Genomic DNA, 12,658 nt, shown 5'->3' with positions numbered 1-12,658 from the left:
TCCGACGCGGGCCGTCCGGAGGCATCGCGTGGGCAGCCCCGGATGCGCCCTCGCCCAGCCGGGTCCTTACCCGCCACCCGGCGGGTAAGGACCGGACGCCTGCCGGATACCCGCCGATCGGCGTTCTCTCCAGCCTGAAGACATGACACAGAACGCGGCTGGTGCGCAACTCGCTGCCCGGACCGCACCCGAGGCGTTCACGACCGCCTCTTCCTCGCTCGGACGGCTCATCGGCGTCGATCTTGCCCGCGGGCTCGCCGTCTTCGGGATGTACGCGGCCCACCTCGGCCCCGACCCCTCCGAGGGCGGCACGACCGGCTTCCTCATGGAGCTCTCGCACGGCCGCTCCTCCGCGCTCTTCGCCTTCCTGGCCGGTTTCTCGATCGTTCTGATCACCGGCCGGAGGGCGCCGAAGACGGGCCGGGCGGGTCGCCAGGCAGTCGCCAAGGTGGTGATCAGGGCCGTCATCCTGGTGGGCCTGGGCACCGCGCTCACAATGAGCGGAACCCCCGTCGAGGTGATCCTCGCCTTCTACGGCCTGTACTTCCTCCTGGTCCTGCCGCTGTACCGGCTCGGCGCCCGCCCGCTGGCGATCATCGCCGCGAGCACCGTGGTGATCCTTCCGCAGATCCTGTACGTGGTGCAGCGCGCCCTCGACTCGGGCGGTGCGGACGGCGATCCGGGCGGAATCTGGGCCTGGCCCGCCGACGCCGACGGCATCGTCTCGCTGCTCTTCACCGGCAGCTACCCGGCACTGGCCTGGATCCCCTTCGTCATCGCGGGCATGGCCGTGGCCCGGCTCGACCTGGCGTCCACGACCGTGCGCATACGCCTCGCGGTCACCGGCGGCGCTCTGGCCGTGCTCGGATACGGCGGCTCCTGGCTCGCCCTGCATCTCGTCCACGGCGCCGCCGCGGCCATCGGCGCCTCCAGCCAGGACGGTGGCGGATCGCCCCTGTCCGCCTGGTGGTCCGACTCCGTGGGCTACCCGACGGGGGACACCCCCGCCTGGCTGCTGGCGGCATCCCCGCACAGCGAGACGACGCTCTCCGTGGTGGCCAGCACCGGGGTGGCCATCGTGGTCCTGACCGCCTGCATCGCCGCCACCGACGCCTCTCCCCGCTTCCGCGGGCTCGCCCGCCCGGTGGCCGCCGTCGGCGCCATGTCCCTGACCGCGTACGTCTTCCACATCATCGGCATGCAGGTCCTCGGCATCGACGATCTCTCCGGCTTGCCGCTGCACGTCCTGCTCGGCTTCATCGCGGCCATGACCGTGTTCGCGACGCTGTGGTCGCGCTCCTTCCGGCGAGGTCCGCTGGAGTGGCTCCTCGGCAGGGCCACCAAGTTCGCCGCGCGCGTGCGGTGAGCGGCCCCGCGGGCGGTCGCTGGGAGCCCCGGCTGCTCACGGCGGCCGTGGCGGCAGCCGTGCCGGCGGTGCTGCGTCCGCAGTTGTACGCCGACGCACTGCGCCACGTCGTCAACACCGCCGCGGGCCCACACCACCGAAGACGCCTCGGAACAAGTCATGGCGAGCACGACCTGGGTAACGCCCCCCGAAGTTCGCCCTTCTGCTCAGGAGCCGAACCCTCACGCCCCCACGCTCTCCAGATCCAGAAGCTGCCGCTTGCGTTCCAGCCCCGCGGCATAGCCGGTGAGCGCTCCGCTCGCGCCGATCACCCGGTGGCAGGGGCGCACGAGCAGCAACGGGTTCGCGCCGATCGCCGTACCCACGGCACGCACCGCGGCCCGCGACGCGCCGATCCGCGCGGCGATCTCGCCGTAGCTGGTCGTCGTCCCGTACGGGATCGTCTCCAGGGCCTTCCAGACCCGCTGCTGGAAGTCGCTGCCGCGCGTGACGTACTCGATGTCGAAGCGGGTCAGCGTGCCCTCGAAGTAGGAGCGCAGCTGGGAGGCGATCTCGGCGAACGCGTCCGCGTCCTCGACCCAGTCGTCCTGGACGACGGCCCCGTGCTTCTGGCCGGGCATCGACAGCGAGGCCAGTGCCGTGCCGCCCCTCGCGGTGGCCGACTTCTCGCCCACGAGCAGCAGCTCACCCAGGGGGCTGTCGATGGTCGTGCAGACCGTCATCGGGAGGGTCCTCTCAAGAGTGCTTAAGCGGTACCGGGACCGCTCCACCAGCAATTTTGCCGCTTGTCCGGCACTCCGTCCGGCGGGAATCGGACACCGACCTGTCGCAGGACATGTGAAGGGGCCGACGGCGTCGGCCGTCGGCCCCTTCACACACGTCGGGTACGCGGATCAGTGCTTGGTCAGCTGTACGGACAACCCCTCGGCCGTGTACACCGGCACCGCCCGGTAGCCGTCCGCCCGCACGTCGATCCGTCCGAACCGGCCCCGCAGCGCCGACGTCCGGATCACCGACATCGTGGTTCCCGCGGTCGGCGTCCGTTCGGTGTCCAGCCGCACCGAGAGCGTGGCGTCCCGTCCCAGCAGTACCCGTCGGTCCACCGTCAGCGCGGGGGTGCCGCCCTCGCGCAGCGTTACCTCCAAGGTCGCCCCGGATGCCTGCGCGTAGGCGCCGCGCACACGGGCGGCCGTCGCCGGAGCCACCCGCAGCGTGCCGCTCTCCACCCGGACGTCACCGTGTCCGAGAGCGCCCGAGGAACCGGCGGTCAGCACGCCTTCCTCCAGCAGCGTGCCGCCCGTGTGACGGTTGGTTCCCGTCAGGGTGAGTGAGCCGCTGCCGCGCTTGATCAGGCCGCCGCAGCCGGAGATGTCGTTGCGCCATGTGTCCGCCGCGCCGAAGCCGCCGTCGACCGCGTTCAGGGTGACGGTCACGTCGGAGTCGAACGCGCCGTACCCGTCGGCGGCGGCGAACAGGTTGAGGCGCCCCCACTGCTCGAAGCCGTCGAGCAGCACGTACCCGGAGGGGAGTGCCGTCGTGCGGAGCACCTCGCGACGCTGCGCGGCGTCGAGGTAGGGCAGGCGTGTCTCCAGCAGGACCTCGGCCCCCTTGGGCACGCTCATGTCCTCGGAGCGGCCGTGCCGGGTCAGCACGTAGGTCAGACGCGGCTCGAGCGCGCGGGCATTGGCGGTTCGGTCGGCGTACGGGTCGGTGTCGACGCCGGCCGCGTGGGCGTAGGCGTACAGCGTGTCCGCCGTCGTACCGGTCTGCTGCTGGAAGTACGCGGCGGCCTGGGTGCGGGCCGCGGCCTTGAGGTCCGCGTACTGCGGATCGGCGAGCGTGGCGGCGGCCAGGGCCGTGGCCATGATCCGGCCGCCCAGGACGTCGACGGGGGAGTGCATGCCCGCCATGATGCGGGTGTGGCTGAGCTCGAAGGCGCGGGCCACCAGCTCCTGGAATCGCTCCGGTACGGCATACGCGTACGCCAGTGCCGCCAGGTGGAAGGCGTTGGTGTGCCCGCTGGGGAAGCCGCCGTCGTCGGTCGGCGTCGTGCCGCGCTGCCACAGCAGTTGAGGGGCGACGATCACGTCGGAGTCGTAGACGGGGAAGCCGAGCGTGTCGACCTTGCCCGTGTCGACGACCTCGCTCTCCTCGTTCATGCGCCATGGGCGCGGGTACTGGTAGGCGTACTTGGCCGGGTTGCCCGAGGCGTACGGGCCGCGCACCGTGTCGACCAGCTCGGCCACCTTGCCGAGCGCGGAGGTGTGCGAGCCCGCGCCGAGCGTGGAACCGGCCGGAGCGTCGGCGGGCACCGCGTCGTTGATCTTCCCGGCGGGGGTGCCGTCCGGCGCGCTGGTGATCGACGTGACCGCCTGAGCACCCGACGTGTACAGGTCGGCCAGTGGACCCAGGCCCGCGATCATCGCGTAACTCTGGTGCTGGCGGTCGTAGATGAATGCTTCCTTGGCCTGCGCGTCGGTGCGGGCGGCGGTGATCCGGGCGCAATAGCGCATGTTGGCGCGCAGCACCTCGGGCTGCAGCGGCGTGCCGGTGTTCCACGCGTCACCGGTCTTCCACACCTTGGCCATGCCGCCGAGGATCCGGACCACCGCATTGGTCTCGGGCGTCAGGTTGGTCGGGATGTTGGTCGTGTAGTCGTCGACGAACGCGGCGGGACCCGTGGCGGCCTTCGCGTCCGCGGCGACGAGCCAGCTGACGACGGTCGGAGCGGCCAGCAGGCCGGCTGACGCGCCCAGGGAGGCTCTGAGGAATCCCCGCCTTTCGACGGTGAGTTGACCGGCCGAGGGGATGGCGCGGTGCCCGGCTGGTGACGGCATGGGTGTGCCTCTCTCGAGTTCTTCGGCCGTGCGGCCGGTGGGAGGTCGTTCGATGGACCGGACATCAGGGAGCACATGAGACGTGTCAGTCGCAGGTGTCCCGTGGCGAGGGTGTGTCGTACAAGCGAAGATCTACGGCCGAGTCATGTCGGGCCGGGTTGGGCTCGGCGTCCGAGACATGTCATACGAGTGAACGGGCCAGCGCCACCGCCCCCTCGACGGGTGGCACCCGCAAAGGCCTCGGCCGCGCGCCCGGAGCGGCCTCGGCCAGCGACGCCACGAAGGCGTCGTACAGGTCGGGTTGGGCGAGGACGGTGCTGCCCGCGACCACGACGTCGTCGACGGCGACCCCGCGTTCGGCGAGGCGCACGACGAGCCCGGCGAGCGCTCGTCCGCCCTCGGTGATCACCCGGCGGGCGAGCGCCGAGCCCGCCTCGGCGGCCGTGAACACGACTCGTGCGTGTCGACCCCACTCGGCGGAGACATCCGTGGCGCTCTCCAAGGCCGCGCCGAGCGCGGGTACTTCGCTCACCTCGAACGCGGTGATGAGTCCCAGAGCCAGCGCGTCCGGGTCTTCGCCGCGATCGTGCGCGGCCCACGCGGCCCGCGCCGCCTCACGGACGAGACCGGCCGAACCGCCTTCGTCGCCGAGCACCGCACCCCAACCACCGACCTGAACGGGGCTTCCGTCGGCGAGCCGGCCCACCGCCACCGATCCGGTACCGGCGACCAGGCCGACGCCCTTGTCGAGCCCCGCGGCGGGGACCAGGAGTTCGGCGTCACCCAGGACGAGCGCGGGCACATCGAGCCGCTCCCGCAGCGCGGCGCGGATCTCCTCGCACTGGCGGGGCGTCTCGCAGGCGTGTCCGCCCACGGCGACGGCGGACGGACGTATGCCGGGCGGCAGCGCGTCACCGACCAGTGCGGTCAGCCACGCGGCGGCGGCGGCCGGGTCGTGCGGCCGCCATCCACTGCTCGTACGGACGTGATCCGCGACGGAACGCTGTCTCTCGCGCGCACGGAGATGGGTCTTGGTGCCGCCCACGTCGATACCGACCACGAGGGGCGTGGAGTCCTGCACGGAACCTCTTTCGTCGCTGGACCGAGCTGCGAACGGCGGGCGAACCGTGCCTGGACAAACCGGAGTTGAAGCATTCGGGAAGCCCCGGGACGGGCCTCTGACGGGCCACGGCAGGCGAGTACCGTGGAGTTCGTTAGGAAATTAACTAACGAAGTAGGGTGCGTCAAGAGGTTTGGGCGCGGTCCGACGAATTGCGGGAGAGCTGTGGCATACGACCTGGGCGAAGGCATGGGGCGGCTGAGCGAGAGTGCGGGCGCGGTCTTCGCCGTACTGGCTGCGGTCGGCACCGCCACCCGTCCCCAGCTGGCGGCTGGTGCGGGCCTTTCCAAGCCGACCGTCTCCGCCGCGGTGGCCGAGCTCGAGGCGGCCGAGCTCGCCGCCCACTCCGGTACCGTCTCGGGCGGCACCGGCCGTTCCGCCGCCATCTACGGACTCGGGCCGGCCGCCGGGGCCGTCCTCGCCGTAGACCTCGGGCCCGCCCGTACCCAGGTGCGTGGCTGCGCCCTGGACGGCACGCTGCTCGCCCAGGGCACCGGCTCCCGCGCGCACGCCGCCGACGCCGTACGCACGGCGCTCGCCGGGTTGCCCGCCGACGGCCCGCTGCGCGCCATCGTCGTCGCCGTCGGCGACGTCACCGCACAGGACCAGGACGGCACCGGTATGCGGCCCGCGACCGCCAAGGCCGGGCCCGTCTTCGATGCCATGGCCGTCGCCCTGCCGCCGGGCGTTCCTGTCCATCTCGAGAACAACGTCAACTGCGCCGCGCTCGCGGAGCTTCACGAGGGTGCCGCCCGTGGCCGTCAGACCTTCGGCTATCTGCGCATCGGCGTGGGCATCGGCCTCGGCATCGTCATCGGCGGCCAGGTGCTGCGCGGGGCGAACGGCGCCGCGGGCGAGGTGGCCCGACTGCCCTATCCGTGGGACGAGGGTCGCGAACCGCGCCGTGAGGCGCTGGAGGAGCGCATCGGCTCGCGCTCCCTGCTGCGCCGGGCCGCTGAGACGTGGCAGGACGCCGACGGACCGTTCCCCGGCACCGCCGAGCGGCTCTTCGCCCTCGCCGCGGAGGGCAGGGCCACGGCCCGCGCCGTGGTCGGCCGCCATGCCGCCGACGTCGGCCGGCTCGCCGCCGCCGTGGCCGCCGTGCTGGACCCGGGGCTCATCGTGCTGGGCGGCAGCACCGGCGCGGACCCGCAGCTCCTGCCGGGTGTGCGGGCCGAACTGGCGCGGCTGAGCTGGCCCACCGAGGTGGTCAGCAGCACGGTCGGGGACGCCGGTACCGTCGTGGGCGCCGCCCGGCTCGCGGTCGCCCGGGGAATCCAAACCGTGACCGGTGGCTCATGGGTGAAGGATTGACGGCCTCCGGCTCGGTCTGCCAATGTCCGGACAAGCGCTTTCTAAGTCGGCCGGGACGCCGACTTGGGGTGAGCGTCCCGTCTGTACGCGAGGTACGGCGGCCGCACGAGGGCGTGCTCGTGCGGTGGGCCCACGGTGGCCGGGAGCCCCACCCGTGAGAGCGGTGCGGCTGGGCGAGGCCGTGCCGCCGGAGGCGCACTCCGAGGCAGAACAGACCCGTGCCGCATCGACCGGCCGGGGAATCCGTCACGCACATCAAGGAGGACCCGGTGGGTCACCAGATCTCGCGCAGAAGCCTGTTCCGCACGGCGAGCGGCATAGCCGCCGCGGCCGCGATCGGCGGCTCGCTGAGCGCCTGCGCCGGGGGCACCGGCGCAGGCACCACCAGCGACAAGCTGACCATGGCGTGGTGGGGCAGCGACGACCGTCACAACGCCTACAAGAAGGCGCTCACCACCTTCCAGAAGAGCAACTCGAAGATCAAGATCGAGGAGCGCTACTCCGGCTACGACGGCTACTTCGACAAGTTCAACACCCAGGTCGCCGGCGGCAGTGCCCCCGACCTGCTCCAGATGGACACCGCGCTGGTCGCCCAGTACGCCCGCAAGGGAGTGCTCGCCCCGCTCGACTCCTACGTCGGTAAAACCCTGGACCTCACCGGCTTCTCCAAGACGCTCCTGGCCGCAGGCACCGTCGACGGCAAGCTGTACGGCGTTCCGTCCGGCATCGGCGTCAACCAGCTCACCCTCAACCGCAGCGGCCTGGAGAAGCTGGGCCTGAAGCTGCCGGACCGCGAATGGACCTGGGCCGATCTGAAGAAGATCGCCCAGGACGTCTACAAGAAGAGCGGCGGCAAGATCTACGGCGTCGACGACGGCGGCGGCTCCACCCTCCAGTGCTTCGAGATCTTCGCGCGGGAGAAGGGTCAGACCTTCTTCTCCGACGACGGCAAGAAGCTCGGCTTCACCTCCGACACCCTCCAGGAGTGGTGGGAGTACTGGGCCGAGATGCGCAAGACCCATGCCTCCCCGCCGCCGGCGATCACCTCCGCCGCGCACAACGACCTCACCAAGAACGCGGTCGTCATCGGCAAAGCCCTGTTCACCTTCGACTCCGGCGTGTACGGCGCGGGCGGCTCCATCACCGACGCACAGCTGGACTTCCTGCCCACCCCGCAGGGCGACTTCTCCGGCGCCCGCGAGGGCAACTTCGTCAACGGCGGTGTGCTGCTGAGCGCCACCAAGGCCAGCAAGAAGGTCGCCGACTCCGTCAAGATCATGTCGTTCTTCGCGCAGGACGCGACGGCGATCAAGGACATGCAGTTGCTGCGCGGCATCCCGCCGACGGACAAGGCTCGCAAGCTGATCTCAGCGGGCCTGACCGAGACGGACAAGCTGAACATGGAGAACGCCGACTACATCTCCCAGCGCGTCTCGAAGGCGACCAACGCCCTGCCCGCTCCGGTGCCCCCGCCGCAGGGCGCCGACCAGATCTGGGACCTGCTGTTCCAGGCCAACCTTGCCGTCGCCTTCGGCAAGAAGTCGATCAAGGCGCAGCTCGGCGAGTTCTTCGACCAGGCGGCAGGCACCCTGTCGGCGTAGGCCGCGGCGCAGGTACGAACACCGGGAGAGGGCCAGGGAGATGACAATGACCACCGCGAAGACCGATGCGGTCGTGAAGGAGCCGCCGGCTCCGGCGACACCCGCCGACCAGCGGGAACGTGATCGCATGCGCCGCCGCCTCGCCAGACGGCGGGGCGGCGGATGGTGGCCCTACGTCTTCCTGGCCCCCTGGTTCCTCGGCCTGTTCGGGCTGACGATCTACCCGATGCTCGACTCGCTGTATCTCTCCTTCACCAAGTTCGACCTGCTGACGCCCGCGCAGTGGGTCGGCACCGAGAACTACCAGCGGATGTTCACCGACGACCCGGTCTTCTGGGACTCGGTGCACGCCACGCTCCTGTACGTCCTGGTCTCCGTACCGCTGAAGCTCGCGCTCGCGCTCGGCGTGGCGATCCTGCTGAACCGCCCGTTGAAGGGCATAGGGCTCTACCGGGCCGCCTTCTACCTGCCGTCGCTGCTCGGCGGGGCGGTCGCCGTGGCCATCGTGTGGCGACAGGTCTTCGGCGGCGACGGCCTGTTCAACGACTTCCTCGGCTGGTTCGGCATCAAGGGCCAGGACTGGATCTCCAGCCCCGACACTGCGATCTACACGCTCGTCCTGCTGGCCGTCTGGCAGTTCGGCACCCCGATGGTCATCTTCCTCGCCGGCCTCAAGCAGTTGCCGAAGGACGTCTACGAGGCGGCCGCGATCGACGGCGCCGGCCCCGTCACCCGCTTCTTCCGCATCACCCTGCCGCTGCTGACCCCGATCGTCTTCTTCAACGTCGTCCTGCAGATCATCGACGCGTTCAAGACGTTCACCCCCGCCTTCGTCGTCAGCAACGGCACCGGCGGACCACTCAACTCGACGATGCTGTACTCCCTGTACCTGTACAAGAAGGGCTTCACCGACCTGCAGATGGGGTACGCCTCGGCGCTGGCCTGGGTGCTGTTCCTGGTCATCGCCGGCTTCACGGCGGTCAACTTCATCGCCAGCCGCTACTGGGTCCACTACGACGACTGAGCGAGGAGTCAGCCCATGTCCGCCATCACCCCGTCCGTTTCGCCACTGCAGAAGCTGCGCTCGCTCACCGGCCCGCGCCGCATCCTGGTCCACACGCTGCTGATCGGCATGGCGATCGCCATGCTGTACCCGCTGCTGTGGATGCTGAGCAGCTCGGTCAAGCCCGACACCGAGATCTTCACCCACCCCGGGCTCGTCCCGAACGCGCTGCGCCCGGAGAACTACTCCGAGGGCTGGAGCGGCTCCGGCAATTCCTTCTCCCTCTACATCACCAACTCGCTGATCGTCACGATCGGCGCGGTGATCGGCAACGTCGTCTCCTGCTCGCTGGCCGCCTACGCCTTCGCGCGCTTCGAGTTCCGCGGCAAGAAGATCTGGTTCGGCATCATGCTCGGCACGCTGATGCTGCCCATGCAGGCGACGCTGATCCCGCAGTACACGATCTTCTACAACCTGACCTGGATCAACACTTTCCTGCCGCTGATCGTGCCCAAGTTCCTCGCGGTGGACGCCTTCTTCATCTTCCTCATGGTCCAGTTCATCCGTTCCATCCCGCGCGAACTGGACCAGGCCGCCATGATGGACGGCGCCAACCCCTTCCAGATCTACTGGAAGATCATCCTGCCCCTGATGCGCCCGGCCCTGGTCACCACGACCATCTTCACCTTCATCTGGACCTACGACGACTTCCTCAGCCAGCTCGTCTACCTCCAGCAGAACGCCCGTTTCACCGTGCCGCTCGGCCTCACCCTGTTCCTGGACAAGACCAGCGGCTCGTCGTACGGCGCGATGTTCGCCATGTCGACACTCGCCCTCCTGCCCACGCTCATCTGCTTCCTCATCTTCCAGAAGAGACTGGTAGAGGGCCTGGCGACCTCCGGCATGAAGGGCTGACATCCGGTGCATCTTCCCCATCAGCGCGGCCCGCTGCACGACCTCCCGGACGATCCGGCCGCGTACGACGCCGTCCTCACCGCCGTCGCCGAGGAGGCACTGGCCCGCCTCACCCCCGAAGGCAGTCTCGAACACCCCGCCGCCCTCGACGACATCGGCGACACCTCACTCGGCATCACCGCACTGCTGGCACTTGCCTGGCAGCGTACGAAGGATCCCCGCCTGGCGGAGGCCGTGTGCCGCAGCCTGCGCTTCCATCTGCGCGAGCGGGTGTTCACCGAGGACAACCCCGGTTACCCGAACCTGAGGATCCGCGGATCCGGCCTGCCGTACGCCCGTTACGTACTGGAAGCCGGCGCGCACCCCATCGGTGACTGGCCGAGCACGGTGTGGGCGCTGCTCCAGGCGGTGAACATCCTCGCCACGGCAGACCCGATCGTCCCCGACGAAGAACGCCACGAACTCGTCGAGCTGGCACACGGCTACTGGCACTGGCTCACCGAGGCGACATTCTTCAATCCTCAGGAGGCCGGGAACCAGGCCATCGGCTGTGTCGTCGGTGGGCTCATGCTTGCCCGCCACCTGCCCACGAAGGAAGCGGAGCCGGTCCGTGCGCGCGCCATGAGCCTGTACGTCGACGAGATCCGCGCCCGGCGGGTACGCGACCGGGGCGCGCTCCTGCCCCCGGAGCACGGCGGAGCGTACGACAACAACTACGGCCCGATCTCCCTGTCCTTCCTCGCCCAGGCCCACCGGATCAGCGGCGAGGAGATCTTCGCCGAGGACGGTGACGCCCTCGCCCGCTACATCGACGCGCGCCTGGCTGTCGGCGGCTACGACAACGGCGGCCCCCGCTACAGCGAACAGCACTCCGGCTTCGAGTCGGTGCTCGGCCTGCGCTACTTCGGCCACCGCATCGGTGCCGACCTCGGCCGCTACCGGGGAGACACCCGCTGGGGCCGACACGCGGTCCAACGGGACGGAGGCATCGACGGCCACTTCGCCTTCATGCTGGTCTGGCAGATCCAGGACACCTCGCGCTGGCACCGCGCACCCTCGAAGGACCCCGTACGCCATCAACTCCGCGCGGGAACGGTCTCGGTGGCCTTCGACGACCGGATGACCCCGTCGCTGGTCGAGGCGGCGGGCACGTACTACCTGGCCGCCGCGGTCAACCGCCAGCACGGCTTCGGCCCGGTCACCGACGGGTTCCTGCTGTGCCGCCCCATGGGCGAGGTCCGCGTACGCGACCTGCGCACCGACGCGCTGACGGCCAAGCTCGTCACCAAGCCGGTCGTAGGCCGCGACCACGTCCTGCGCCACGTCCGGTCCCTGTACGTCACCAACGGCACGAGCCTGTGGGTGACGGTCGCTGTGGAACGGCTCGACGGGACTCCCTACCTGCTCGCCGGGCTGCCGTACGCCAAGGACGACGGCGACCGGGTCCGCAGAACCGCGGAGTCCGACGTGACCTCCGCCGGTGGCCTGAGTCTGACGCACCCGCGGGCGGAGGGCGCCGACCACTTCGACGCCCGCTCGGAGACGACCCAGGAGCTGGAGGCCTTCGCCCTGGCGGCCGACCCGCGCGGGTACGGCAACCCGGACGACGGCTGGCGGCATCTCGTGGCCTCCACGGCCCTCGAAGCGGACCCGGCTCCCGGCGCTCCGGAGGACCTGCACGTCTTCGCGGTGCGGTACGGCCCCGGCGGCGCCTTCACCCCCGCTTTCGAGGGGAGCCCGGCGGAACTGACCATCCGCACCGAGGCGTTCACCGCACGGATCGGCGATCCCGCGGGCGATCCGCGAGGGGAACCCGAACTGGAGCTCCGTCCGCGCTGACCGCCGCATCGACGACCAGGTCGGCGCGTCCGCGTGTCGCGGCGACCAGGTCGGCGTTGCGCTGGTCCGTGCCGAGCACCCAGGCCACCGCCGTGTCGTGGTCCTTGCCGAACTCCTCGTGGCGGGCGACCAGACGCCGCAGGCGTTCGGCCTCGTCGAGCTCGCAGAACCAGACCTCGTCCAGCTGCGCCCGCGCGCGAGCCCAGTCGGCATCCCCCAGGAGCAGGTAGTTGCCCTCGGTCACGACGAGGCGGGCGGCGCGGGGCACGGGGACAGCACCCGCGATCGGTTGTTCCAGAATCCGTTCGAAACCGGGCGCGTAGACGAGGTCGTCCTCGTCCTCCCGCAGCCGGCGCAGCAGCGCCGCGTACCCCGCCGCGTCGAACGTGTCGGGAGCGCCCTTGCGGTCGCGGCGGCCCAGGCGGTCCAACTCGACGTCCGCGAGATGGAAACCGTCCATCGGCACCTGAGCGACCCAGGCAGGACCGGCACCGTTCAGCCGCCGGACCAGACGCTCGGCGAGCGTCGTCTTGCCCGCACCGGGACTACCGGCGATACCGAGCAGGGCACGCCGCCCGGGACGCACCAGCGATGCCGCCCGCTCCAGAAGATCGTCGAAGGTCATGGGCACCCCGGTCTCCCCGACTTCCTGTTCCGTATTCA

At 70.4% G+C, this 12,658-nt stretch carries 10 protein-coding genes; 6 read left to right on the top strand and 4 right to left on the bottom strand.

The window, feature by feature from the left end; translation table 11 throughout:
- Positions 1-142 precede the first annotated feature (142 nt).
- Positions 143-1,366 (top strand): DUF418 domain-containing protein, encoded by a 1,224-nt coding sequence (locus ACIBK0_RS21925; RefSeq protein WP_399082292.1) that lies wholly within the window; start codon positions 143-145, stop codon positions 1,364-1,366.
- 221 nt (positions 1,367-1,587) lie between these two features.
- On the opposite strand, the gene ACIBK0_RS21920 is transcribed toward ACIBK0_RS21925, so the two are convergent.
- The 3 genes from ACIBK0_RS21920 to ACIBK0_RS21910 form a co-directional block, all read right to left on the bottom strand.
- Positions 1,588-2,088, bottom strand: coding sequence for a methylated-DNA--[protein]-cysteine S-methyltransferase (locus ACIBK0_RS21920; protein ID WP_399082289.1), 501 nt, complete (start codon positions 2,086-2,088; stop codon positions 1,588-1,590).
- A gap of 171 nt (positions 2,089-2,259) precedes the next feature.
- Complete coding sequence (locus ACIBK0_RS21915; protein WP_399082286.1) at positions 2,260-4,203, bottom strand: phosphatase PAP2 family protein; 1,944 nt, start codon at positions 4,201-4,203, stop codon at positions 2,260-2,262.
- A 181-nt stretch (positions 4,204-4,384) separates the two neighbouring features.
- Entirely contained in the window at positions 4,385-5,284 is a 900-nt protein-coding gene (locus ACIBK0_RS21910; RefSeq protein WP_399082283.1) for an N-acetylglucosamine kinase, read from the bottom strand.
- 228 nt (positions 5,285-5,512) lie between these two features.
- On the opposite strand from ACIBK0_RS21910, the gene ACIBK0_RS21905 reads away from it, so the two are divergent.
- The 5 genes from ACIBK0_RS21905 to ACIBK0_RS21885 all read left to right on the top strand — a co-directional run bounded on the left by ACIBK0_RS21905 (position 5,513) and on the right by ACIBK0_RS21885 (position 11,995).
- Positions 5,513-6,637, top strand: a complete 1,125-nt coding sequence (locus ACIBK0_RS21905; protein WP_399082618.1) for an ROK family protein — start codon at positions 5,513-5,515, stop codon at positions 6,635-6,637.
- 218 nt (positions 6,638-6,855) lie between these two features.
- Complete coding sequence (locus ACIBK0_RS21900) at positions 6,856-8,238, top strand: ABC transporter substrate-binding protein (protein WP_399082280.1); 1,383 nt, start codon at positions 6,856-6,858, stop codon at positions 8,236-8,238.
- 46 nt (positions 8,239-8,284) lie between these two features.
- A complete protein-coding gene (locus ACIBK0_RS21895; RefSeq protein WP_399082277.1) occupies positions 8,285-9,262 on the top strand; it encodes a carbohydrate ABC transporter permease in 978 nt (325 codons plus the stop codon).
- A 15-nt stretch (positions 9,263-9,277) separates the two neighbouring features.
- Complete coding sequence (locus ACIBK0_RS21890) at positions 9,278-10,156, top strand: carbohydrate ABC transporter permease (RefSeq protein ID WP_399082274.1); 879 nt, start codon at positions 9,278-9,280, stop codon at positions 10,154-10,156.
- 6 nt (positions 10,157-10,162) lie between these two features.
- Positions 10,163-11,995: a hypothetical protein gene (locus ACIBK0_RS21885; RefSeq protein ID WP_399082271.1), complete on the top strand. Its 1,833-nt coding sequence runs from the start codon at positions 10,163-10,165 to the stop codon at positions 11,993-11,995.
- Here ACIBK0_RS21885 and ACIBK0_RS21880 read toward each other — a convergent pair.
- Positions 11,925-12,626 carry a nucleoside/nucleotide kinase family protein gene (locus ACIBK0_RS21880; protein WP_399082615.1) on the bottom strand — a complete coding sequence of 234 codons (702 nt, stop codon included), beginning with the start codon at positions 12,624-12,626 and terminating at the stop codon, positions 11,925-11,927. The genes ACIBK0_RS21885 and ACIBK0_RS21880 overlap by 71 nt on opposite strands.
- Positions 12,627-12,658 lie beyond the last annotated feature (32 nt).

The sequence above is a fragment of the Streptomyces sp. NPDC050564 genome (genome assembly GCF_044457265.1).
Classification (GTDB): domain Bacteria; phylum Actinomycetota; class Actinomycetes; order Streptomycetales; family Streptomycetaceae; genus Streptomyces.
Note: the sequence above shows the minus strand (reverse complement) of the source record. Positions and strands in the feature narration are given on the sequence as shown.